At 36.1% G+C, this 24,247-nt stretch carries 19 protein-coding genes and 12 pseudogenes; 17 read left to right on the forward strand and 14 right to left on the reverse strand.

The features are described from left to right. Positions 1-250 precede the first annotated feature (250 nt). Positions 251-601 (forward strand): annotated as a pseudogene (locus LZP46_RS15780) (transposase); the annotation flags it as partial. Positions 602-640: 39 nt separating this feature from the next. Here the strand turns inward: LZP46_RS15780 and LZP46_RS15785 are convergent. After that, positions 641-794, reverse strand: a pseudogene (locus LZP46_RS15785) (BrnA antitoxin family protein); the annotation flags it as partial. A gap of 116 nt (positions 795-910) precedes the next feature. On the opposite strand from LZP46_RS15785, the pseudogene LZP46_RS15790 reads away from it, so the two are divergent. Next, a pseudogene (locus tag LZP46_RS15790) lies at positions 911-1,003 on the forward strand (ATP-binding protein); the annotation flags it as partial. A 47-nt stretch (positions 1,004-1,050) separates the two neighbouring features. Here LZP46_RS15790 and LZP46_RS16340 read toward each other — a convergent pair. Continuing rightward, entirely contained in the window at positions 1,051-1,176 is a 126-nt protein-coding gene (locus LZP46_RS16340; RefSeq protein WP_268259951.1) for a hypothetical protein, read from the reverse strand. 240 nt (positions 1,177-1,416) lie between these two features. Between LZP46_RS16340 and LZP46_RS15795 the strand changes: the two are divergent. Both LZP46_RS15795 and LZP46_RS15800 read left to right on the forward strand, forming a co-directional pair. Next, positions 1,417-2,006, forward strand: a pseudogene (locus LZP46_RS15795) (LexA family protein). Positions 2,007-2,021: 15 nt separating this feature from the next. Further along, positions 2,022-3,328: pseudogene (locus LZP46_RS15800) on the forward strand (Y-family DNA polymerase). A gap of 165 nt (positions 3,329-3,493) precedes the next feature. Here LZP46_RS15800 and LZP46_RS15805 read toward each other — a convergent pair. From LZP46_RS15805 to LZP46_RS15815, 3 genes and pseudogenes are all read right to left on the reverse strand, one after another. Next, complete coding sequence (locus LZP46_RS15805) at positions 3,494-3,781, reverse strand: type II toxin-antitoxin system RelE family toxin (RefSeq protein ID WP_151421626.1); 288 nt, start codon at positions 3,779-3,781, stop codon at positions 3,494-3,496. Then, positions 3,771-4,018 (reverse strand): annotated as a pseudogene (locus LZP46_RS15810) (plasmid stabilization protein). Before LZP46_RS15810 ends, LZP46_RS15805 begins: the two are co-directional and overlap by 11 nt. A gap of 2 nt (positions 4,019-4,020) precedes the next feature. Continuing rightward, a complete protein-coding gene (locus tag LZP46_RS15815; protein ID WP_151421620.1) occupies positions 4,021-4,464 on the reverse strand; it encodes a hypothetical protein in 444 nt (147 codons plus the stop codon). Between the two features lie 283 nt (positions 4,465-4,747). Between LZP46_RS15815 and LZP46_RS15820 the strand changes: the two are divergent. From LZP46_RS15820 to LZP46_RS15830, 3 pseudogenes are all read left to right on the forward strand, one after another. Beyond that, positions 4,748-5,385: pseudogene (locus LZP46_RS15820) on the forward strand (type II toxin-antitoxin system HipA family toxin); the annotation flags it as partial. A gap of 123 nt (positions 5,386-5,508) precedes the next feature. Then, positions 5,509-5,727 (forward strand): annotated as a pseudogene (locus tag LZP46_RS15825) (group II intron maturase-specific domain-containing protein); the annotation flags it as partial. A 62-nt stretch (positions 5,728-5,789) separates the two neighbouring features. Next, positions 5,790-6,278, forward strand: a pseudogene (locus LZP46_RS15830) (IS3 family transposase); the annotation flags it as partial. A 48-nt stretch (positions 6,279-6,326) separates the two neighbouring features. On the opposite strand, the pseudogene LZP46_RS15835 reads toward LZP46_RS15830, so the two are convergent. Both LZP46_RS15835 and LZP46_RS15840 read right to left on the reverse strand, forming a co-directional pair. Further along, a pseudogene (locus LZP46_RS15835) lies at positions 6,327-7,526 on the reverse strand (tyrosine-type recombinase/integrase). A gap of 394 nt (positions 7,527-7,920) precedes the next feature. Then, positions 7,921-8,235 (reverse strand): annotated as a pseudogene (locus tag LZP46_RS15840) (IS3 family transposase); the annotation flags it as partial. A 1,536-nt stretch (positions 8,236-9,771) separates the two neighbouring features. On the opposite strand from LZP46_RS15840, the gene LZP46_RS15845 reads away from it, so the two are divergent. Beyond that, complete coding sequence (locus LZP46_RS15845) at positions 9,772-10,014, forward strand: hypothetical protein (RefSeq protein ID WP_236095275.1); 243 nt, start codon at positions 9,772-9,774, stop codon at positions 10,012-10,014. A 60-nt stretch (positions 10,015-10,074) separates the two neighbouring features. On the opposite strand, the gene LZP46_RS15850 is transcribed toward LZP46_RS15845, so the two are convergent. The 6 genes from LZP46_RS15850 to repM form a co-directional block, all read right to left on the reverse strand. Then, a complete protein-coding gene (locus LZP46_RS15850) occupies positions 10,075-10,389 on the reverse strand; it encodes a BrnA antitoxin family protein (protein WP_038350244.1) in 315 nt (104 codons plus the stop codon). Continuing rightward, entirely contained in the window at positions 10,352-10,663 is a 312-nt protein-coding gene (locus LZP46_RS15855) for a BrnT family toxin (RefSeq protein WP_038350243.1), read from the reverse strand. The genes LZP46_RS15850 and LZP46_RS15855 overlap by 38 nt, the downstream gene beginning before the upstream one ends. Before the next feature lie 377 nt (positions 10,664-11,040). Then, positions 11,041-11,913 carry a toll/interleukin-1 receptor domain-containing protein gene (locus LZP46_RS15860; RefSeq protein WP_236095270.1) on the reverse strand — a complete coding sequence of 291 codons (873 nt, stop codon included), beginning with the start codon at positions 11,911-11,913 and terminating at the stop codon, positions 11,041-11,043. Positions 11,914-12,200: 287 nt separating this feature from the next. Next, positions 12,201-12,752 (reverse strand): plasmid replication DNA-binding protein, encoded by a 552-nt coding sequence (locus LZP46_RS15865; RefSeq protein ID WP_005404788.1) that lies wholly within the window; start codon positions 12,750-12,752, stop codon positions 12,201-12,203. A 77-nt stretch (positions 12,753-12,829) separates the two neighbouring features. Further along, complete coding sequence (locus LZP46_RS15870; RefSeq protein WP_005404787.1) at positions 12,830-13,075, reverse strand: hypothetical protein; 246 nt, start codon at positions 13,073-13,075, stop codon at positions 12,830-12,832. Between the two features lie 76 nt (positions 13,076-13,151). Then, the gene (gene repM, locus LZP46_RS15875) at positions 13,152-14,102 is read right to left on the reverse strand and encodes a replication initiation protein RepM (RefSeq protein ID WP_005404786.1); all 951 of its coding nucleotides are present in this window, start codon (positions 14,100-14,102) and stop codon (positions 13,152-13,154) included. Between the two features lie 2,486 nt (positions 14,103-16,588). Between repM and LZP46_RS15880 the strand changes: the two genes are divergently transcribed. Together LZP46_RS15880 and LZP46_RS15885 are read left to right on the forward strand one after the other, a co-directional pair. Beyond that, a complete protein-coding gene (locus LZP46_RS15880) occupies positions 16,589-17,581 on the forward strand; it encodes a hypothetical protein (protein ID WP_236095276.1) in 993 nt (330 codons plus the stop codon). 126 nt (positions 17,582-17,707) lie between these two features. Further along, positions 17,708-17,917, forward strand: a complete 210-nt coding sequence (locus LZP46_RS15885; RefSeq protein ID WP_005404800.1) for a hypothetical protein — start codon at positions 17,708-17,710, stop codon at positions 17,915-17,917. Here the strand turns inward: LZP46_RS15885 and LZP46_RS15890 are convergent. Next, complete coding sequence (locus tag LZP46_RS15890) at positions 17,914-18,237, reverse strand: hypothetical protein (RefSeq protein ID WP_236095277.1); 324 nt, start codon at positions 18,235-18,237, stop codon at positions 17,914-17,916. The two genes, LZP46_RS15885 and LZP46_RS15890, sit on opposite strands and share 4 nt — an antisense overlap. Before the next feature lie 501 nt (positions 18,238-18,738). Between LZP46_RS15890 and LZP46_RS15895 the strand changes: the two genes are divergently transcribed. The 7 genes and pseudogenes from LZP46_RS15895 to LZP46_RS15925 all read left to right on the forward strand — a co-directional run bounded on the left by LZP46_RS15895 (position 18,739) and on the right by LZP46_RS15925 (position 24,143). Continuing rightward, complete coding sequence (locus LZP46_RS15895; protein WP_127801456.1) at positions 18,739-19,002, forward strand: hypothetical protein; 264 nt, start codon at positions 18,739-18,741, stop codon at positions 19,000-19,002. 150 nt (positions 19,003-19,152) lie between these two features. Beyond that, a protein-coding gene (locus tag LZP46_RS15900; RefSeq protein WP_085947913.1) for an IS4-like element ISAba1 family transposase occupies positions 19,153-20,243 on the forward strand; the annotation gives its coding sequence in 2 pieces (ribosomal slippage) (positions 19,153-19,693 and positions 19,693-20,243; 1,092 coding nt in all). A 16-nt stretch (positions 20,244-20,259) separates the two neighbouring features. After that, positions 20,260-21,747, forward strand: a pseudogene (locus LZP46_RS15905) (DEAD/DEAH box helicase); the annotation flags it as partial. Positions 21,748-21,750: 3 nt separating this feature from the next. Further along, a complete protein-coding gene (locus LZP46_RS15910; RefSeq protein ID WP_002075481.1) occupies positions 21,751-22,038 on the forward strand; it encodes a hypothetical protein in 288 nt (95 codons plus the stop codon). A 4-nt stretch (positions 22,039-22,042) separates the two neighbouring features. Next, the gene (locus LZP46_RS15915) at positions 22,043-22,957 is read left to right on the forward strand and encodes a GIY-YIG nuclease family protein (RefSeq protein ID WP_002075484.1); all 915 of its coding nucleotides are present in this window, start codon (positions 22,043-22,045) and stop codon (positions 22,955-22,957) included. Between the two features lie 173 nt (positions 22,958-23,130). Continuing rightward, positions 23,131-23,748 (forward strand): AAA family ATPase, encoded by a 618-nt coding sequence (locus tag LZP46_RS15920; RefSeq protein WP_000807825.1) that lies wholly within the window; start codon positions 23,131-23,133, stop codon positions 23,746-23,748. Next, complete coding sequence (locus LZP46_RS15925) at positions 23,748-24,143, forward strand: hypothetical protein (RefSeq protein ID WP_000147423.1); 396 nt, start codon at positions 23,748-23,750, stop codon at positions 24,141-24,143. Before LZP46_RS15920 ends, LZP46_RS15925 begins: the two co-directional genes overlap by 1 nt. Positions 24,144-24,247: the final 104 nt, after the last annotated feature.

Consider the following 24,247-nt stretch of genomic DNA (forward strand, 5'->3'; position numbering starts at 1 on the left):
TGCTACTGCTTCTGTCGGCAATAAACCAGATGGTGACAATATAGTAATTTTTCGCATTCTATTACTCTAGAGGACTTTTATCATAAATCATTAAATACTATACAATTTCTTTGATTCTTATTATTACTTATATTTTTCAAACTTATTCATTTTATTTATCATTCGACTAAATTTTCTATAAATTTTACCAATAGATGGCTTTGTTGCACAAAGCTGTTCTTAAGGACTTCTTCGGCAATATAATTTCCAAATGAATAAGCCTACACACAAAATCTACCGCACAACCAATTGGCCCGCATATAACCGAGCTCTCATTAATCGTGGGAATATTGCCATTTGGTTCGATCCAAAAACACAATGGTATGCAGAACCTCAAGGCAAACAAGGTCGAAATCAAACCTACTCCGACATAGCGATCCAATGCTGTTTGATGATCAAATCTCTATTTAGACTCACTTTACGCATGGTTACTGGTTTTGTTCAAAGCTTAATTAAACTTTGCGGATTAGATTGGACAGCACCAGACTTCACGACGCTTTGTAGAAGACAAAGGGCTTTGTTGCACAAAGATTTCATACTATATGATTTTAAAAGTTTTGATTATTTTTTGATCCAAATTAAATTTATTTAAATCAGATGCTTACATATTTATGCAACAAAGCCGCTCAGAGTAATACTGATAACCTTTGCCTTGAGCTTTAAAACCATGCAAGTACATCAGCATCTAAATGAATGGAAGTCTGTTGCTTTACTGGGCGATAGAATTGATTATGGCGTACAGCATTGCTCCAGTCTGGAGCACCGTTTTGAATACCTCTGGTTTGATGGCTTCTTTTGACACAGCTCATTCAGCGCCTTTTCTTTCTCCACATCCCAAAACTGAGCAAAAGCTTGTTCAACGCTTTGACCATTGACTGCTGCGATGTTAGATCGTTATTGGCATCACTCTCATGTGGTAAAAATATCGGGTGAGAGTTATCGTTTGAAGGATAAAAAAGAATAGGAAATCAGCCACAGGTTGAAACTTAATACGAGGTCAAGGGGTCAATTTTAGAATGCCGTTGACAACAACATGCTTGTATTCGGCTGCATCAATATTCTTGCGCAGCTTGTCTGCTGTTTCCACAATACGACTTCTAATGGTTCTTGTTTGGTTTGCTTTGGAGCACGAGCCATAAAGTCAACTGCAATGAATAGCTTATCTAATATTTGTTAATTGAATAGTAACCAATTATCTATGCATGCGTAAGCATGCAAATGACATTACTTGTCGTACACCTCCAGTGAGGGGGCGATAATGCGGGAAAGTTTGCAGTAGCCTTTATGGGAACCATAAGGTTTTTCACCATTCATCGAAAATAGTCTGAATCTGTAACACATCCAGTCATATATTTGATTTGTAACTTGAATCAAATAATGGGGGCATCAGATGAAAAGTATCATGGCGGATCTCGGGAAGGTGCTGGTCGTAAGGCAAATTATGATGAACCTACAAAGGTAATTCGTGTGCCGCAATCTCGTGTCATCGAGATCAAGAATTACCTAGTTAAATCCAAGGAAGCCAGGTTCAATGATATAGCCTCAATTACACTTGTAGATCCGTCTATCTCGATGCACATTCCCTTGGCTTCAGAAAAGGTTGCTGCTGGCTTCCCTTCTCCTGCCCAAGACTATGTCGACAAAACTTTGGACATGAATGAGCACCTCATCAAAAATGAAGCTGCAACTTTCGTTGTGAAAGTAGCTTCACTTCCATGAGAGATGCAGGTATTGAGATTGACGATGAACTGATTGTAGACCGGAGCATTGAAGCCAAGCATGAAGACATCGTGATTGCACTGATCGACGATGAGTTCACCGTGAAACGTCTCATGATTGAAGGTGATCATAACCATTGGCTTAAAGCAGAGAACCCTGAGTATTCTGACATTCATCTAAAGGATGGGCAGGAAATGGTGATTTGGGGGTGTAGTGACTTTTGTCATCAAGCCTTCAGAAAGCGTTAATACTTTATTGGTTTCATGCTCATGCAAGCATCTCATCAGAAGATCTACGCTTTAGTAGACATCGAACAACTGCTATGTCAGTTTGTGAACGCATCTTTAACCCAAGTTTGAACAATAAGCCTGTCATTGTGCTATCCAACAATGATGGCTGTGCTGTAGCTCGATCTCAGGAAGCCAGGACTTGGGCATTAAGATGGGTGTTCCTCTCTTTCAGATCAAGGACATCGTAGAGCAGCATCAGGTGCAGGTGCTATCGAGCAACTATGCACTGTATGCAGAGATGTCTCGCAGATTCATGAAAATACTGTCCGATTTCGTATCTCACAAAGAGCAGGAGATTTACTCAATTGATGAGTGCTTTCTGGATCTGACAGCTCATTCAGGGAATTACGACTTGACTGAATATGCCCATCAGATTCGTCAGCGTGTGTTTTCTTGGCTTGGTTTACCTGTAATGTATTGGCATTGGACGCTCAAAGACTGAAGCGAAACTAGCGAACCATATTGCCAAGAAGAACGCTTACTTCAATGGTGTTTGCAACTTGGTTTCAATGGATCCATGCTCTGCTGAAACTCTGCATCAAGCCATAGATGTTGGTGAAATCTGGGCGTAGGCCGAAAGCATTCCAAGAAGCTCAACAGCTTGGGGGATTCATTCAGTTATGGATTTTGTCTTGGCTTCCCCTCTGATGATCAGGGACCAATTTTCTGTAGTGATGCACAGAACCTTATTGGAACTTCATGGAATTGCTTGCATTGAACTGGAACATACGCCACCTGCAAAGAAGCAAATCATTGCTAGTCGTTCTTTTGGTCAACGCATCTACCACATTGATGATCTTAAAGAAGCCATGTCATTGTATGTCATGGATGCGATTAGCAGACTGAGAGATGATAATCTGTTGTGTGGTTGTTTGATTGGTTTCGTACAATCAAACCCATTTGATAGCTCAAAGCCCTTCTACAACAAGTCTTTATCCTTGGCTTTACCAGAACCTACCGACAACCTGTTGGTGCTCTCTAAACTCGCTACAGCGATGATTGATGGCCTGTATGCAAAGGATATAGCATTCAAGAAATGTGGCGTGATTCTGACGTGTCTCGAACCAAAGGCAAGCCATGTGTATGACATGTTTACCGACATGAAGCATATCGAGATCAGTGATGCTTTGATGGATTCCCTTGAAGCGATTCATCTTAAGTATGGCAAAACCAAGATTGCCTTGGGCGCGAGTTTAATGCCGAACAGAACATGGAATATGTCACGAAATCGGCTAACACAGAACTACTTTAAGTGGGATCAACTGCTTTGTGTGAAGTAAATGTCCTGCCTATAAAATTGATTTCGTTTTGGTTTCATAATAGTTGTTTATTGATTTCAAAATAGTTGTAATTTACTACTACCTAGTCGAAGATTATCTACATCAAAAATGCCCATAAACATGAGTATTTTCATAGACACTAGCTGCTTATGGGCATTACATCATTTATGAATGACGAGAGTTGGCATCATCATAGACGGCATTGTTTTCACGTCTGCCTACAGCAATCACGATGACAACTACCTCATCATCAATGACTTCATAAACCAAACGATAACCAATACTACGAAGTTTGATCTTGTAGCGGTTAGGATGTCCTGACAAGTTGTTTTTGGGAATGCGAGGATTCTCCAAAACCTTGATCAACTTCTTCTTTAATGGCTGCTTAATACTTGGATTAAGCTTATTCCATTCTGCTAATGCTTCTTCTAAAAAGTCTAACTTATAGGTCATCAATATTTACTCGAATGCGTTTTTGATTCGCACGAGTATCTGCAATCTTATTCAGTTCCAGGTCTTCTAGTTGTTCCATCATCGTTTCATACAGATCAGCCGGAACACAGTAAAAACGCTGGTGTATTACGGTTGAGATTGCAACAGGTTCACCTTTGCCTGCCAACACTGTATCCATCGGACTCTTTTGAGTTCAGTAATACTTGCAGTCATTCGTGCATGGATTAATTGAGTCATAGTTAAGCCTCTATAAAATTTAGTGTTTGGAGTATGGGTTGAATCATTACGAGTAGATTCGGGTAGCTAATTTCAGCATACTGGTCCAATGTGGATCTCATTCTGATAAGTAAGGAGGCATCAGTAACTAGCAGCATCTTCGCAAGGTAAGACATCGCTGAACGAAATGCCTTTAACCATTTACGATGTTGCTCAATACGGTCTATAGATTGTGATCGCATTTCCCGTCTTTGGGGAACTATACAATCTAGGCAACTTTCTAATGCACGTACTACATCAACCCAAGAAAGAACATTAAGAGCTTCTTCTAACTCTTTGGCTTGAATTTGTTGGTGCTCTCTTTCATCCATTAAATCAAATAGACGTCTGAGTTCCTGCATACGAACTTCATCCTCTCGTTTTAAACGAGATTCTTCAGTTTCAGTCCAGATAGCATCAGAATTCATAGGTACTCCTATTCAACAATAGGAGTATAGCACAGATAAAAGCACATTTAAAAGTGCTTTTAAAAAACTCTAATTAACCCTCTTTGCTACACGATGGCTTTGTTACACAAAGATTTTATAACTATATGATTTTAAAAGTTTTGATTATTTTTTGATCTAAAATTAAATCTATTTAAATCAGATGTCTACATATTTATGCAACAAAGCCCTTTTAAACTCAGTTAATTTTAGGGAGCATTACCCTCTATCATTCCAATTTCTAGTCAATGTACAAAACAACTTAGAAAACCAATGGTCAGCATTTCTCATGGACTTGCTACTTCAAGGCTATGGGCGAAAAGGGCTTTTAATCAGCTGGGTTTTTCAATTAATGCAGAAGAACAAGCTGATTGGCCCCTACTGAAATCTGGGGCAGGTAATCCTATTGGTAATCTACTAATTAAAGAAGCTTATGACTGGATTCAAGATCATTTTCCAACTGTGAAACCTCGTGGATTTAGCCTAGCGAAATTATTGAGAGGAAAGAAGATTTCAATTGAGTCACTTGCATCATATGGTTTATTTGTTGCTGGTTCATCAGGTGTTCAAGGTGAATGGCCTAAATTATTACTAACACAAGGATATGATGGTTTCTTTTATTTAGATCACAGTCTTCCAGATCAACTCGCGGCAAAGCATTGGCTAGTTAAATTTAGTCGTGGAAATGATCAAAAACTTGAAAAAATACTGTTACATGAAGCAATCGACATGAAAATAGCTCGGTACTTAGGTCTAAGAGTATTAAAGGATTTGGAACTTCACCAGAGAACGCTATTTAATCCACGTTTTGATCGCCAAATTATCAAAGCAATGCGGCAGACTATTCGGAGATGGCATCTACATCTGATGTGTAATCGCGAATTAAGTGATTTATCTGCAATATTTAATCGGCTTTGTTGCATAAATATGTAAGCATCCGATTTAAATAAATTTAATTTTGGATTAAAAAATAATCAAAACTTTTAAAATCATATAGTTTATGAAATCTTTGTGCAACAAAGCCTATTTAATCCAATTCTTCAAGGTTGGCAGCAGTACTATGGTCGTTTCTATGGTTCAGGGCTGTCAGCGCTCTGGCAGCATATGAATGCTTATCTTATACGCTGGATGAGGCGTAAGTATAAAAACTTGGCCCGTCACAAAAGACGGGCTAGATATGCCTTAGGGCGACTTGCGCGTTATTTTCCAAATGCCTTTGTGCACTGGAAAATGGGAGCCGGATGAGCTGAGAGGTTCACGTCCGGTTCTGCGAGGGGCTAAGGGTGAGATTCCTTTGGTCTACTCACCCGTATATTCAAACTCATTCAGGCTGGGTCTATACCGCCTTTATTATTGATGTGCTCTCACGAGCAATTGTTGGATGGAAAGTATCAACACGTATGAATACAGACATGGTGCTCGATGCATTGGAGCAAGCATTGCATGATCGAGGCATGCCAAAGAACGTGATTCACCATTCCGACAGAGGTGTGCAATATCTTTCCATTCGTTATACCAATCGTTTAGAAGCAGCAAATTTACGAGCTTCAGTCGGTACAACCGGTAATTCATATGATAATGCTTTGGCTGAAACGGTGAATGGCTTATACAAAACAGAGGTGATTGAATATTTAAAAGCAGATTGGCAAGGTTTAGCGGATGTACAACTTGCGACACTAAACTGGGTAGATTGGTTCAATAAAAAGTGTGTACACAGTGCACTGGGTTATGTATCGCCTTTTGAGTTTGAAGCAATGTACTATGATAAGATTAACCCGTTAGGTCAGGTGGCCTAACTTAAATAAAAAAGTCTCCGACAAACCCGGTACGGTTCAGTACGATTTTCACTTACTAGTACTTAAATAATCACCCCACCACTGCATCATTTCAGTCCGTTGAGCTAATAGTCAGCGTGATTATAGCTGGCACGGGTACGGTTTTTATCAATATGTGAAAGTTGTGCCTCAATCCAATTATCTTGGAACAAACCTGAGTCATTCAAAATGGTACTAAAAGTAGAACGTAGTCCATGAGAAGATAGTTGATGTTTGCCATACCCCATCTTACGTATGGCCATATTTAGAGTATTAAAATGAATCGGTTGATTGTGTTTGCGAGGGCTAGCAAAAAGGTATTTTTCACCGTATGACCACTGCATGACGTCTTTCAAAATCTCTAAAGCCTGATTTGAAAGTGGAACTACAAAATCTGGAATCTCATGGCCTAATATGACTTTTCGTCGAAACTGTTTAATATGCAAGGCAGGTATTTTCCATATTTTTTCATTTAAATCAAAATGATGAGGCTCAGACAATAACAATTCAGCCCCTCGCACTCCAGTATATAATTTAAACATCAGTGCTTTTTTAATAATCGGATGGGCATCCAATTTTTGTAATTTATACTTAAAATCAGATATATCCTCCGCTTTCAAATACGGATAATTTTTCTTGATTTTACTGTTAATGGCGATTTTATTTAAACCATGCGCGATGTTGAATTCACAATAACCCATCGCTACAGCGTAGTCATAAATTTGGTTCAAATAACTACAAGCTTTCTTGACAGGTTCTTTTACTTGGCGTCCCTCTATTTTTTTGATTACTGAAACCAGGTCATAACGCTTGATGTTTTGAAAAGGTAGATCCTGAAGGTCTGGATAAATATCTTGCTGTAAGCATCTTTCTGCTAACTGTAGTACACCACAGCGGGGTAGATCGTTGAAGGCATTTTTCAGTTTGAACTGTAACCACTCCTCCCCGACCTTACCAAAGGTGATGACATTAGAGGCAGTATCTTGTTCAAAACAGAAATCATTGTCTTTAAAGTCATCTCTGACTTGTCGTGCCTTTTTCAGCGATAAATCAGGATAAAGACCTAACTGAATGCGTCGACGTTTTTTAGTTTGTGGATCTGTATAGCGATAGCACCAAGATTTTCTTCCACTCGGCTCAATCTTCAGGCTAAGCCCATCTTCATCGGATAAAAAACTGGTTTTTTTCCTTACAATGAGCTTGGCGAACTTTAATTTCAGTAAGACTCATGGAATTTAAATGAAACCTAACAATGGGTTGATTGGATCAATTATATCAAAATAGAACGCTTTATGTATGATGCGTATATTACGCATCATATAAATATTTATATATATGTTTTTTATAAATATTATTGTGGTATTCCACATTTAGTAACCAAAAAAGTAACCACTGTTAAAATCTGTATTAAGCAACAAAAATCAGTGATAGTTAAACACTATTCTGCAATGGGTTTGTTTTACAGACCTAGTAACCGAACCTTAATTATTTGAGGCAATATTTCGGTTCTGTCGCATTAAGTCGATCTGCAGCTACTATTGAATTTTGTAGGAGCTGAATATGTCACCAAGGGGCTCAGTTTTTAAATGCCGTTAGGGGGTTATTTTTACACTGCCGCTAACAGAGCTCCGCCTGAGCGAAAAAAAGCGGCTGCTTTACGTAGAATTTCATTCGCACGTTGCAGTTCTTTATTTTCGCGTTCCAGTTATTTGATACGTTCTTGGTCTGAAAGCTGCTGTACTTTAACTGGATTTTGTTTATCTAAATATTTTTGATACCAAACCGTAGTGTTTCGGGAGTACAACCCTTGCGCAGTATACTGCTCAGGGAGCAATAGCTGTGATCGCAGCCCAAGTAGAAGGATAATCTTTTTCGGATTCAATCAATAATTGAACCGCTCTTTCTCTGATTTCAGGGGGATATTTTTTGGTTTTGTCATCGGGACATTCTCTCAAGAAAGTTGGTCTCCGACAAACCCGGTACGGTTCAATGCGAATACGCTCAAAAGCTTCCTAGTGATACTTTTGAGGCCTTTGGAGCTGCACTTGCTGATATGCTTTTAGAAGAAAATTTTTTCAAGAAAGTTTATCCGATACTCTTAGAGAATGGCTTTCAACCACCAAAAAAAACGGCCCTTTAAGGGCTGTTTTTTTTATCTGCTTTGATCTCTTCGATCCTAGCCACAACAATGGATGCTAAGAAGAGAAAGGGGATGTATCCTAATTATTCAACTGAGCTAATCAAACTTGTGAAACATTGTTTAAATATTAGGCGTGGAACATGAAAAATCATAAAAAAAGCCCACCTTGGGGAAGATGGGCTATCAACTAGAAACTACAGCATTAATTTCTAAAGAGAATTATAACGCATTACGTATAAGGTGTATTATGTTAATTTTAGAAAATCTTTCTAATCAGAAATTTAGTTTTCTATTAAGTTCTATAGTGCGGATCTAAGCGTAATACTGTATTCACATCATATTCAGCATCAAAAAAATCACAAATTTTTGATACCTTACCTTTAATTAATAATTTCTTATCTAGATAGAGGCTTTGTTGCATAAATATGTAAGCATCTGATTTAAATAGATTTAATTTTAGATCAAAAAACAATCAAAACTTTTAAAATCATATAGTTATAAAATCTTTGTGCAACAAAGCCCTAGATAGATGATCAATTTATTTTTATTTTTATCGAATATTACTCTTCCCGAGGTACATCGTCATATTCAATTTCCCTTAGCTCAGAAAATTTATTTCGTAATTCATCCCAATAAGATACATGGTTGTAGGCACTATCAATCATACCTAAAGAATCTGAGCTATTAATATCAAACTCATGAGAAATACCAAGAACTTGATTTTATAAAACCAAAATATACCTATTTTCAATGTTATTCTCCTAAGTTTTCATATATAACTTAAAAAAAATTAAGCAAGTAAACATACTATGATTGAATACTCAGAAAATTTAAATAAATTAAAAAATAACCTTATTACACATAAGGATTATCACCCTCTTTTACAAAAAATCAGCTTACCTTTCATTCCAGATTTTTAGATAGTTCTTTTGACCAATCCAAAATAAAGTAGTAATTGTTGGCCAAGAAACTTCTGGATGGGGGAAATTGAAATTAGATAGCTTTATATTAGGAAATTTAAGTACAAATGAATTAATTTCTGAAAGTAAAATTAGATAACCGTAATCTTTATGAAAAGCCACCTGTGAGATCACAATTCTTAAAATTCTTAGGTAAAGTCAAAGAAAAAAATAATAACGAGTATATACAATGGTTAAACTTCTACTTCTTTGATTATAATAAAAAATCTTTTAACTTATTGAATTCAAAAAATAAAAGTATAGATTTGTATGAGCATCTTAAAGATATATCAATAGAAAACTTAGTAAATCAACTTGATAGATTAGAACCTAAAATATTTTTTTCTTAGGTGCATATCATGGAAATTGGGAACAGTTGAAACTCAATTATGTTAATGACGAAGATATTCTTAACTTCAAAGAATCTATAGAAGGATTTAGCGTAAGATTCTGGAATAAAAAGACTTTAGTAATTCGACTCCCTCATCCTGCTTCTCGTGTTCCAAATAAAGGAAAAATTCAACAACAAGCTTTAACTTACTTTGATATTTTTAATATCAAGCGGAGTCAAAATCCTGAAAAATTTAAAGAATTGATAAGAGATAAATTACTTAACTAAAATATATTTAACATAATGGTGGTTATACGCAGTCAAAAATGGGAGCCTAAGCTCCCATTTTTATTGATGATTTTTTAATTCTTTAAGCATGGCATCCCGTAAAATTTTATTCATTCGTGTTTGATAGCCTTTGCCTTGGGCTTTTAGCCACTGCATGACATCTGCATCGATGCGAACCGTAGTTACTTGTTTAGTCGGCTTGTAAAATGGATTTTGCACTGCATTTTTCCAGAAGCTGTCATCAAGTTCAGGAATATCTGAAAAATCGATTTCACTGTCTGGACGTTTAGCTAACGCTTCCAGTCTTGCCTTTTGTTCTTCAGACAAAACAGGAGGATTATTCAAATCCATTTTGTAGGTAACGGTTTTGCTCATATTGTTTCCTCTCTTTTTTCTCTGCCTGTCGTGCTGAAATAATGCGGATATGATCAATCCCATTATGATCTTGTACAGTATGAGCCACCAATAAAACTGTCTGCCCGTGTACGAGACCTATCGCTTGCCAACGATATTCACCATTTTCAAAGCGATCCTGTTTGAAGACGGCATGAGCATCATAAAAAACCAAGGTTGCATCTTCAAAAGCTACACCATGTTTTTTGAGGTTTGTTTCTGCTTTATGCTCATCCCATGAAAACTCAATTTCCATAGTTGCATCGCTTTTGTTAATATAAAAATGTTAATACAAAATTGTAAATTTTGCAAAGTTGTTCCATTTTCTATTGGCAAAATCTTACAGAATCGAACATAAAAAAGCCGACTTGTTTCAAAGTCGGCTTTTGGGGCATTTTGAGATTTTTATGATTTTATTAAGTATCTGATATTTATATTAATATACAAGTGTATTGCGTATAACCACCATTATGTTAAATGGATGGTGAATTGGTGGAAAATTCCTGTTTTTTAAAATTGCGAATAAGAGATTTTATGTTAAATAAGTTAAAGACTGAGGCTTTCGTATAGTGCTCAATATTTTTAAATATAAGCTTTAGAACTATGAGAGCCTCTTGAATAATTTTATAAACATTACTGTTTAAAGAATACTTCACCAACTTTAACAGGTAGAGCCTTTAAAATTTCTTGCAAAGCTTCCAAATCAGAAGAAGGCTTTTTCCATACATATGGGGTCAGTAACATAGGAATAACACCTTCTTTTCCATTCTCTTCGATATTTAAAGCAATAATGGCAAAATTTGGATCCGCTCGTTTACGTTGAATAGCATAGGTAATTTCACTACTTAAATAATTTTCATCAACATAATCTGGTGTGATAAAAAATATTGCAGCACAGGAATCTTGCATACCTGTTAATAAAGCACGTTCTAATTCCACACCTGCATGCATAGCATCTTCATCTAACCAAGGTTGAAAGCCTAATAATTCTAAAGTTTTCTTGAACTCTCTGATCTTGGGTTTATTAACACTCTTGTGACTGAGAAAAATTTTGATAGGTTGAAGATTCATATATAGCTCTTGGTTTTTTAAATTAAATGAAATTTCTGCTTGTAGATTAGATAAATCATTTTTAACGACAAAAATTAAGTCTTTTTTCTTAATATCAAAATGATTGATGATTTTTTGTCTGCATGCTACTAAGTTAGAATCATTAATAGTCAGGTTAGGAAATAAGAATGATATATCACCCATACCACTTATATGCATCATTCCACTAGAACCGCTGTGACTGTAAATAAGAACATAATATTGCCCAAGCGTTGCTATTTTTCTGTTATGCCCGCTTAGTACTGGCCATATATGAGCATAAGTAGGATGTTTCTGCTGAATGGTGGCCTGATAGATATTCAACACTAAATCTTCAATAGGTCGAAATCCTTTATCTGAAATAGGTGTTTCTTGATAGGCTTTTTCAAATAGTTGTTGGTATTGCTCAATATTCATTTTGGGTTCACAAAATAAAGCTGATTTAAAGTGATTGGAAGAATAACAAAAAAGACAATTTTGATGGATAAGATATTAATAATAAAAGTTTAGCTTAAAGAATTTCTAAAATTAACATAATACACCTTATACGAAATGCAATTTTTTATCTCATATAAATCATTGTCTTATCGTATACGTAAAAGCCCAATCATCACCGATTGGGCTTTTTTATTGATTTGTCACGTTTCACGCTCAATAAGTGAGCAATGTTCCACGATTTTAATAAGCCCAGGTGAACAATCAGATCAGCCATACGGCTTAAAGAATCGGCTCCAGAAGCCTCTTTTTTCCGGTTCTGGGTCTACGTGTTCAGGAACAGGGATTCGCTTGTTTTCTTTTTCAACCGGAATAGTCAATCCATCATCTTTAGGTTTGGTTTCTAGTTTTGGATCTATCGCTATATCTGTTTCAGGTTGATGATTATTAGCTGTAGTGGCTTGGGATGGTTTCATTTCAATGAGGGTCAGGAGTGTGTCGATGCGAGAATTAGCTTTTGCTTCTCTATCTTCTGCCTTTTCTAGTTGTTTCTTTAGAAACTCAATCTGATTTTTGAGTTCTTCCACTGTTTTATCATTGTATTCAGGTGTATCTAGGTTTTGTATCGGAGACATGTCAATACGTTTTGGGTGTTTTCCACCAAAAGGCTCACCATAGACACGAAGTAATTCTGAGAAGTCGATAGAACCATCATGATCACGACTTAATACTCCGTTTTTTATATCTTTGTAGAGTGTGGCCCGAGATTTTTTATACAGTGTTGCAGCATCACTAACACTGTATTTTGTACTTGTTTTCATACTGTATTACTGTGTATTTAGGAGACGTATTAAAGAATACAACAAGTGTATTCTTTAATACACTCAAGGTTTAAAGCCTAATTGCTTAAGTAACCTAAAACACCATTTCTAAAATCCTCACTGGTAAAGGTTCTATCAACAAAACGCATATCTTCTTCTGTATTTATTAAATCTCTCAAAAAGCCGAGTTGATAATCCCATTCATGATCTAATTGTATAGAGCCACTAATTTCTGAACCGTCAGAAGTCTCAATTTGGATATGAGCTGAATAACCTTTAGTATTTTTTTTAGCACTTAATAAAGCAATTGCATCAATAAGCATTTCAAATTCCTTATATGACTATAGTTTAATTATTTAGTCTCAGATTTTAATTCTGGATCCTTCACTCACTGAGAGTTTAGTTGTTAACAGCATTGTTTTTAGTAGCTGACATAAATCCCACTTTTTCTAAGTATGGATACAGTTCTTTAGCACGATGTGGATCTTGCAGCATGTCAGCTATACGAATTGCAAATTGCGGAAAGCTTTCGGTGCCTTGGGAGTACTTACTCATCTCAGGTAATTGAGAGAGTTTATTAGCAAATAAATGTCGCTGAGCCTTAGTCATTTTTGAAACAAGATCTACGGTATTTGGATCTCGTGTCGAGTTTAAATTCTGCTCTGTTTGCTTGTTTTTAAATAAAAATGAAAAGCCGTAAATTGAACGTCCTTTTTTATGTTGTTCGTATTCAACAGTGATGTCAGTGTGTTCATTAAGCTGTTTAACTGAAATATCTAGTACTCGTTTTTTTAAATCAGAAATTATCGCGTAGTCTGTTTTATCAACTCCTAATTTTTCTCTAAAATCGGCTAATTCAAAAATTGGCGTTTTACCTGTACTTCGCCACGCTATTAAAAGCTCATATAAACGGATTGCATAAGCACTACTCAGATTACTAATTTGTTCTAGCTCATATTTAGTAAAATGTTCTTCTAATCTTGTAATTAATGGAACAATGGCTGGGGAAAAAATAAGTTTAACCACGGCTTCATTCTCTATATATCTGATTTCACTAACCCATCTAGATTTAATATGTTCTATGTTTTTAGAGTTTTTTTCTTGATAGCTAAACTGACGTAAGAACAGTGCATTACAAGCATTTTTCAATGTTGTATAAGCCGTATTTCTATGAACATTAAATTGATGTGCATAACTTTCAGCATGAACAACGAGTGGGTCGTTTGTATTGATACCTTTTCCACTTTCTCTAGCTTCAACAATAGCTAATAAGATTAGTCTTTGCTCTGCTAGATCTAGGTTGTAACTAGCATTGATTAAAGCATTATCTTTGACGACAGTATTTTTCATATCTTTATTTTGACGTGATCATTTGATGTCAATATATTGACACTATATTTTGATGTCAATGATTTTTTAGGTTATGCAAGATAAACGTCCATGTATAGCAAGATAAACGTCCATATATATTAAAAATAATAGGTTATAAAATGTTTATTTAATATATTATCTAATCTATTATTTATAATAAAAACAATAATATATATAGATATTTTAAGATAATATCTTTGATATTATGTATTTAATATTTATTAAATATCTAATATATAATCGGAATTAATAAAAATTCATTAAATACAAACACTTATTGCAATTAGGTGGTTTATAATTCAACCTTAAAATTGACATTATAATATTTGTCAATATATGCAAGATAAACGTCCATGTATAGCAAGATAAACGTCCATGTATAGCAAGATAAACGTCCATGTATAGCAAGATAAACGTCCATGTATAAGCTCTGTAACCCTTTATTTTATAGGGCTACAGAGCATCTAAAAACATTAAAAGTATTTAAAAATAATTAAAAACGTGAATCATGAAAAATTGCCCTTGGTTTTCGCTTCGCTCAAACTCTATTGAATCTCGCTTTCGCTCGATTCGAGGGGCAATTTTTTGGTTAATATTTTCGTGAGTTTTAGAAAAAGCAAAAGCAACTCGGAATTCGCTTCGCTCATAGTACTTTTTTGCTCGCTTCGCTCGGTCTAGGCTCAATTTTCTACATATGATTTACGCCTTTTTTGACTTCACAGCCTAAAAAGCTGTTTTTCAGGGAGTCTAGGCACGACTTTTTGATGTTCGCTCGTAGACACTCGCTCTGATATAACGATTAGAGGCAAAAAATAGGGGGTAGACGCGTTTTTTCACTGATTATCAAGATTACCTATATCAAATAGAGAAAATGGCTTAAAACGCAAATCAGCGCAAAATGGAAAGCAGTTTATAGTCGTACTCAGGACTTTGATCTCAGTTATTTATGTGTGATGAGGGACACACAGATTTTTAATTTCGTTCAGCAGAATCGGCTGCGTCAGGATTTTTTAAGTGAGGTCCCCACTAACCGTTTTTAAAAAGTCGGATCAAAGACTTTGATTTGACTTGTTTTCTCAAGGTTCTTGGAATTTCTGGATCCGATGCCACTCGAATCTGATCTTCTAGGTCGATTTTTACAAATGTGGCTGGAGGGTTTAGACCGCCAAGTCTATGAAGTTGCCAAACTTCATCCTCAAACCACATTCTTCCAATTCTCTTACACACTCCAACTTAATGGCGTGTCCTTTCGTTACTCATTTCAACGCTCGCCTTTCACTCGAATTGAAATGCTTCCTTTGCCATTACAGCAAAGCCCTACTAAGTCACTCTCCCACAGTTCTGTTTTCGGAAGTTGCCTCCGATTGAATAAAGACCTCTTCAAATTAAAGAGAAATCTTTAAGCAATACGGCTTCGTCATTAAACAAAACTGCTTCCCAAGTTAGTATTAAAACAGTTGTTTTCAGTTGCCTGAAAACTGGCAGAACCCGTGCCGATCTCCTACATACAACACCTACATTCCTATCTCCCCCGATCGCAGTTCCAAGTCGTATCAGGTTTATACAATGCAATATGTAGTTAATAATCATCCACGTTCACGCCTTACCCATATCGACATACACAGCCTAAAAAGCACCATGTTGACGACCTTACAGGCTTGAGCTATCCATTGATCTCGACAGCAAAACAGAATGTCTTCCGACAAATTCACTGTTCTACCTAAAATCGAGTACCGATTGCGCCAGCTTTCGCCTTGCAACCCTGACACCTCACGATGCCCTCAAAAGCCCACCTGTGGGTATAACCTACGCCCTTGTCTTTATTTTTGTTTTTGACTTGAAGCGTCTGGTTATCAGCTATTCACGAGGTTACTCATTCCGTGAGTCCTCTGACTGTCTGTTTTAATACAGGGTTTTGGCCCTTTCAGCCTAGGAGGGAAGTTACTCCCACCGCCACGTCACCGTGATCCCGTGTCCTTGTCGCCCAACTGACCTCCACCTTGGGAGTGGAGGGTGTTCATTCATCAAAATGAGTGAACAGGTAGAAAGCGGGAGTCACACCCGCCAGCCCCTAGTGTAGCCGCGCCAGCTAGAGTTTCCTCACGCACGCAGCTTCACCACTAAAGCTTCTCAAAGACTGGCAATCCTCAAGAAGGGGGAGTGTGTCTGATTCATGGGTAGGCAACCCAGGAACCAAACAGAAAAGAATTGGCTCATGGATTGGCAGTCCACGCAAAAAATCAAAGACCCTAAAAGCGTTATATTTGATCAAGTTGCGGTCGTCAAGCCTATTTCGGGGAACTGCTATTTATAGAATCACCAAAGGTGGTTCCTTATCCTGCTTAAAAACTTCAAAAATGCAATTTTTGGGTTTTTAAGGATTTTTTATAGAATTTTCACTAAATATCTTTTATAAATCTCTTATAGAATCACTTTATTAAAATCACTTTAAGAGTAATAAAAAAATGATTTATTACAGCTATGTTCCTAAAGATTTTACAAAACATGTCATGGGAATGATGACGAACGAATATGATCTTGTTGCTAAGAAATTCATATTGAATATGAATACTGATGAAGCAAGCCGTATGATTTCAAAATGGATTGAGCGTTATCATTTACTGGAAACAGCCCAACAAACCTATCGAAGAAGATTGAACAGTGAGCCAGTTTTTAGCTTGCTGGTTCATTTCACTTATAGTTATTTACCAGGACTGAGTGAGAGTGAATGCTGGGAAAAATTTGATAAAAATGAACCTGCTTTTTTGGTGCAAGTAGAGGCTTACCTGTTTTGTCGAACCAGTGATGCTTTCTTATTGGATGAAAAAACTCAAAAAGTTTTGAGCAAAACAGACAAACAAGATTTATTGAAGATTAACCGTAAAATCTTTGAGATCTGTCCAAGTTCAGAGTCTTTTAGTTACATTGGTGAGGTTAATCCAATCAGCTGTGGTAGATATGAACTGGTACGTCTGACCAAGCCGAAGAAAAGCATTAAAGAGCTTCAAGCCAAGAATTGGACCAATGAAAAACATGTCACAGATTGGACCTGGCGTTTGACTGATAAAGCCTATAAGGAACAACTAGAACAAGGGAAAAGGGTCGTTTTACGGTTTCAGAGCCTGATTGAAAAAAATGCCAGTCTGGATGAGAAGAAAGCCTATTTTGAACGCCATTTCCGGGCCTTGGAGGGCTATTTAGGCTACCGTGGGGTACGTCAGCAGATCGGAAATTTGTATCACCTAGAAAAACGCTTATTCAAGGATAAATATAATCAGCCCTGGTTTGATCATGGTGCCCGGACTTTAAAACTTTCATATATGAAAAAACTGAAAAGTCCGATTGTAAATAATTCATCATATCAAGAAGCAGAAGCTCATTTTAGGAGTGTATTAACGGAAGATCTCAACAAAAAATACGAAAAATGGAAGGCGAAGTCCAATAAAACCGAGGTATAGGATGTTTTTTAAATCAATCTCAATTAACAATGGTGATAACTCATGCAGAAATATCCTGATGATTATTATCTCAGCCGCCAAGAAATTGACGATTTGAGAGCTGAGGCTAAACACGCGGCAAAATATATGAAAGCTTTTTTCGATTTTAAGACCGAAGCTCGTTATTTATTTAGTGTGACATGGTCCGCCCAAGACGGGGAATTTATTGGACTCTGTGCCGAATTCCCGTCGCTATCCTGGCTAGATCCAGACCGTGATAAAGCACGCTCAGGCATTGAGAGACTTGTCTTTGATGTATTACAAGACATGAGTTCCACTGGAGAAGCCATACCTTAATATTTTGGGAAAAATGCCTGATTCCGCTGGATGTATTCATTCAGATTATTTGAATCTAAGCCGAATATTTGAAGTTTTTTATCGACATATTTAAAAAAGAAGCAGTAAACAATGTGCATTATCCCAAGTGCCAACGCTTCCATTTTGATAACCGGAAATAGAGCAGTCGTGTCCGTAACGAGAATTTCTAATGTGAAACGATTAAAAAAATAGATGAAAAAAGTCACCAGACTCAACAAAGTCAAAAGTGCATAGGCTTTAACACAAGCCTTGCAGTGCTTATTCATTTTTTCCAGTTTCTGAAAAGTTATAGGATTCATTTTGCTCTCTAGGCAGTTAAATTTTTAAGTGAAGAAATTTCTACCGATTCTAAATATCCAGGATTAAAAAAGGGAAAAAATTTCTGTTAGATGATCCCGTGCTTTGTAAAAAAAATATCAAAATTATAAAGAGTTGAATTCTATTAATACATTGAAATTAAACATAATTTTTAATATCGACACACATGATAGCTACCTAATGGAGCTAATTTAGGTAGCTATCATGTGTGATGCTAAGCTTTAAATTTTTTATAAAATATAAGCATTTGATTTTAAATATTATTTTGTTTATGTGGCAAAAATAAAACTCAAACATTAATATTTATAAGTTATTGAAATTAAATATAAAATTCAGATCACACATAATACCTACCTTGATGTGGAAAGAAGCTATTGTGTGTGTCGATCAGAGCATTATATGTAGAAAGGTCTCTAGTTCTTTATCCTGTCTACCCGACTTGTAATATGATTCATATATCAGCTAATTGGGAGTACGGCACTATGTCAACAGTAGATCTAATTGATGAAGATGACAATGAATCAGGTATTGCTGCCAAAGCTGCAAATGTACTTCGAGACCGCTTTATTGCCGCAGCGCAAAGAGGAACAGTGCTGTATGTAGAAAATGATAATTTAATGAGTAAAACACCGAATGGTGTGCCAATTTTGGTTAAACACTTGGACGGCCGGAATCCTGACCTTGCTTACCGACTTGCTGGGCGACGAACTTTTAAAATTAAAAAACGTAAAATTAATTCGAATTGAGGCAGGCTTTTACTCCCATTCGATCGAATTTCGAATAAGAGATTTTATGTTAAATAAACAGCATTTGATTAAAGATTTTCTCTGTACACGACAAAAATAGATAACTCATTGAAATAATGTCATAATAATTGTTTTCTAACGACGAATACTATGACACATCTCAATGAGTTATATCTTATCTTAAACAAATCTCTAAAATGGAACAAGTCACATTTAAAGTGCTTTGCGCTCATCATGCTTGTGATTATTTTAAAGCAAACATGTAATCTTTCTTCTGCATCTAAAGCCTTGCCCATCAAGTGCTTACCACAATCATTTTATCGACGTATGCAGCGCTTCTTTGCAGGTCAGTATTTTGATTATCGTCAAATTTCTCAGTTGATTTTCAATATGTTTTCATTCGACCAAGTGCAACTGACTTTAGATAGAACCAATTGGAAATGGGGAAAACGAAATATTAATATCCTGATGCTCGCAATCGTTTATCGTGGAATAGCGATACCTATCCTTTGGACATTGCTTAATAAACGTGGAAATTCAGATACGAAAGAGCGCATTGCTTTGATTCAACGCTTTATAGCCATTTTTGGTAAAGACCGTATTGTGAATGTGTTCGCAGACAGAGAGTTTATCGGTGAGCAGTGGTTTACATGGTTAATTGAACAAGACATCAACTTCTGCATTCGTGTTAAAAAAACTTCATTGTCACCAATCATTTAGGAAAGAATCATAAAATTAGTGATTTATTTCGCCATCTTAAAGTTGGTCAAATTGAATGTCGTAAACGACGGATTTTGGTTGGTCGGGTGAAACTATATATAAGTGCACTACAGTTAGAAAATGGAGAGCTTTTACTCGTCGTTTCTCCTCAGTTTAATGCCAATGCTATTCAGGATTATGCATTACGCTGGGAAATTGAAACCTTATTCAGTTGTCTCAAAGGACGCGGGTTTAATCTTGAAAATACGCGCTTGACAGACCCTAGACGAGTGAAAAAATTGATTGCGGTGTTAGCTATAAGCTTCTGTTGGTGTTACTTAACGGGTGAATGGCAACATGATCAAAAAAAAGCGATAAAAATAAAGAAGCATGGACGACTCTCAATGAGTTTATTTCGCTATGGTTTAGACTATGTTCAAATGGCGATTCAGCGTTTAATTGGTTTTGGGAAAAAAGAAGAGTTTAAGGAAATTTTGGCAATTTTAAGAAGGCAGAATCCTGATAGGATAAGGGTTCTGTGAAATTTGTCGTGTACAGAGTACATTAGTAGCAATTGATGAATTCCACCATGTTTCAGCAGATGCTGACAATATTCTAGGTACTGTTCTTAAATCTTTAATGGACAATACCACGGCTCATATTGTTGCGATGACAGGTTCATACTTCCGTGGCGATAGCGTTCCTGTACTTACGCCTGAAGATGAAGCGAAGTTTGATAAAGTTTCTTTTAACTATTACGAACAACTCAATGGGTATAGCTATTTAAAGTCATTAGGCATTGGTTATCACTTCTATAAAGGCCGCTACTTTGCAGAAGATGATGAAGGGGTTATCGCAATTGCTGAAGTTTTAGATACCGATAAAAAAACCATAATTCACATTCCAAATGTAAATTCAGGTGAATCAACCAAAGATAAATATGATGAAGTGGACGCGATCCTCGAAATCATTGGTGAATTTGTCGCTAAAGATCCTCATACTGGAATTATCACCGTCAAGCGTGCAGATGGTAAGATCTTAAAAGTAGCAGACCTCGTTGAAGAAGATGGTCGTGATAAAGTTGTTGAATATCTACGTAACATTAAAACCGTAGATGATCTTGATCTCATCATTGCCCTAGGCATGGCGAAAGAAGGCTTTGACTGGCAATTCTGTGAACATGCTTTAACGATTGGTTATCGTGGCTCTTTGACTGAAATTGTGCAGATTGTGGGACGTTGTACACGAGATAGCTCAAACAAATCACATGCGCAGTTTACCAATCTTATTGCTCAACCTGATGCACAGGATACTGAAGTTAAATTTGCAGTAAACAACATGCTGAAAGCAATTACTGCATCTTTGTTAATGGAACAAATACTTGCACCAAACTTCAAGTTTAAAACCAAACGTGATGATGAAGATATTGTTCCGCCAGGAACACTAACGATTAAAGGTTTTAAAGAACCAAGCACGGCAAAAACAAAGGCGATTATTGAAAATGATCTTGTGGATCTAAAAGCAGTGATTCTTCAAGATGCTAAAGTGATTGCAGGTTCAGCAGGTAAGGTTGAGCCTGAAGTGGTGAATAAAATCCTTATTCCCAAGATTATCCAAACAAAATATCCTGACTTAACGAAAGCAGAACTTGAAGAAGTGAGTCAGTATTTAGTCGTGGACTCAGTGATTAGCACAGCAGAAGTCAAAGAAGTTGGCGATAAAAAGTTTATTCGAATGGCAGATAAATTTATCAATATCGAAGACCTGAATATTGATTTAATTCAATCTGTGAATCCTTTCCAAAAAGCGTTTGAAATCCTATCAAAAGAAGTCACAGTCAATGTGCTCAAATTGATTAAGGAAGCAATTGAAGCAACTAAGATTAGTATGACTCAAGAAGAAGCCATTGAGCTATGGCCTAAGTTAAAAGCCTTCAAAGTTCAGTTTGGTCGTGAGCCTAGTCTAGAGTCAAATAACTTAATTGAAAAACGATTAGCCGAATGCCTAATCTATATCCGTGAGCAACGTAGACGAGCTGGAGTGTAAAACGTGGAAGATTTTAGCTGGCTTCAAGATATGATTGCTGATGATGACTTAGGTCTTTTAAACGTAAAGAAAAAGATGTCTGCTCTAACGGCTGATGAGCAATTAGTCTCTAAGTTTAATGAAATTAATAATTTTGTGACACAGCATGGGCGTGTGCCTACGAAGAATATGGCAAATATCACTGAATATATGCTCGCTAGCCGTCTAGAAGCAGTTCAAGCCAATCCAGAGCAATACATGGCTTTAGCAGATTATGATGAACATAATTTGCTGCCACAACATCAGGATTAAAGATATGTCAGATATTAAATCACTTGAAGATATTTTTAATGATGATGATCTAGGTTTGCTCGATGATGGTAAAGATGGTGACATCTTTAAAATTAAGCATGTGCCTGTCCAACGTGCAGCAGCAGATGAAGTTGCTAAACGTAAACGCTGTAAGGACTTTGATCAATTTGAGCATCTATTTAAAGATGTTCACAGAGAGCTTCGAGAAGGTAAGCGTAAGCTATTACCATTTCATGATAAAAGTTATCAGCTCGAAAAAGGCAGTTACTATGTTTTAAATGGTCTTTTGGTTTATTTGGCAGATTTTACATTTACTAGAGAAGATAAGACCGTTAATAAAGTCAGAACCAGAAAAGATGGTAGAACTAGAACTATTTTTGAAAATGGTACTGAATCCACAATGCTCTATCGATCACTAGCTAAAGCATTATATAACGATGGGCGAATTGTCTCTGAAACTAATGAGCAAGCAAATTCCAATTTCTATACTAATTTTGGTGGGATTACAGAAAATGATACATCTACTGGTTACATCTACATCTTGAAATCTCATAGTAAAGAACCAAAAATTCAGTCACTTGAACATCTCTATAAAATTGGATTTTCAACCACAACTGTTGAAAAACGTATTGCTAATGCAAAAAAAGAACCGACTTATTTGATGGCTGACGTTGAAGTAATTGCTGAATATCAAGCATTCAATATTAATCCACAGAAGTTTGAATATTACTTACATGCTTTCTTTGGTGAGGCTTGCCTTGATTTATTGGTCGCAGACAAAGGTGGTAAAAATCATCAACCTAAAGAATGGTTTATTGCGCCTTTAAATGTGATTCAACAAGCCGTTGAATTATTAGTAAATAGCCAAATTATGAATTACAAATACAATAAGCTCACAAAAGAGATAGAATTAAAATAGTTTCATAATAAACCTATGATAGAACTATGATAGAACTATGATAGAGCTATAATGGGTTTATAAAACAACTAAAAAACATTTTTTTTAATTTTATTAATGTTCTATAATGCAACTTAAATAACCTATTGGTATATTCCTTCTATCCCTAGAAATATCTGAAAGAGTGAGAATAAATGGCTGAAATAATTACTATTGCTAGTAGAAAGGGTGGGGTTGGAAAAACCACTATTGCAATAAATATGGTTGTTGCTTTAAGCAATAAAGGTAAAACTTTATTGGTAGATGCTGATGAACAACAATCTGCTATGAAATGGAATAAGCATCGGAAAGAAAAGATAGATGCTATATCCATACATAAGGATCTAATTGCTGAGTTGGAAAAACTAGATGGGGAGTATCAGTACATTCTCATAGATGTTGCTGGCCGTGATTCTGAAATATTTAGAGAAGCACTTCTTATCAGTGACAAGCTAATCGTACCCACTCAAGCAAGTCTTCTTGATTTAGATGTAATCCCTTATCTAAATGAAAAGGTTAAAACAGCTAAAAAAACCAATCCAAACTTGGTTTCAATGGTTGTGATTAATAGAGCATCAACCAATGCCAAATCCAATGAAACAGAGCAGGCAAGAGAATTTGTTGCTGATTATGAGGAATTCAAGTTATTGCAAACCACATTGCATGAACGAAAACAGTATAGAGATGCAGTTCTTGAATCAAAGAGTGTTCTTGAGATGGCGGCATCTAAAGCTAAAGACGAATTAAATCAATTTCTAATTGAGGTGCTGTGATGACTGGAAATAATACAAGCAACAAGTTTAAAGCTGCTAGAGAGAACAAGGATTTTGTGCAAGACGTTAATTCAGATGCAGCAGATCCAATGCCTAAACAAATTACTGTTACTAGCAGAAATAAAAGTCAAATAACCCTTGAGCAAAATACCCTAAGTCAACGAGAGAGATCCAGAGTTAAAAATGGTAGGAACTTAACGATTCCACTATTTGCAGAAGAACTTTTGATTATAGAAACTGCTGTTGAAAGCCTTTCTCAAAAAGAAGATGTTTCTATCAATAGCTTCATTAGAAGTATCGTTCTTGATAAGTGTAAGAAGGTGATAGGAAAAGATGCCTTCGATAAATTAAATGAAAACAAGCTAAATGTTGTTAAAGCAAAAAAAGAAAAGTAGGAAAAGGAAACATTAGCCAGGATAAGATAGTGTTTGATTATCACACTATCTTTCCTACTCTACGCAAAATACTTTTTTTTAATAAACATTGGAAAACATATTAA

Source organism: Acinetobacter sp. SCLZS86 (assembly GCF_021560715.1).
In the GTDB taxonomy this organism is placed as follows: Bacteria; Pseudomonadota; Gammaproteobacteria; order Pseudomonadales; family Moraxellaceae; genus Acinetobacter; species Acinetobacter towneri_A.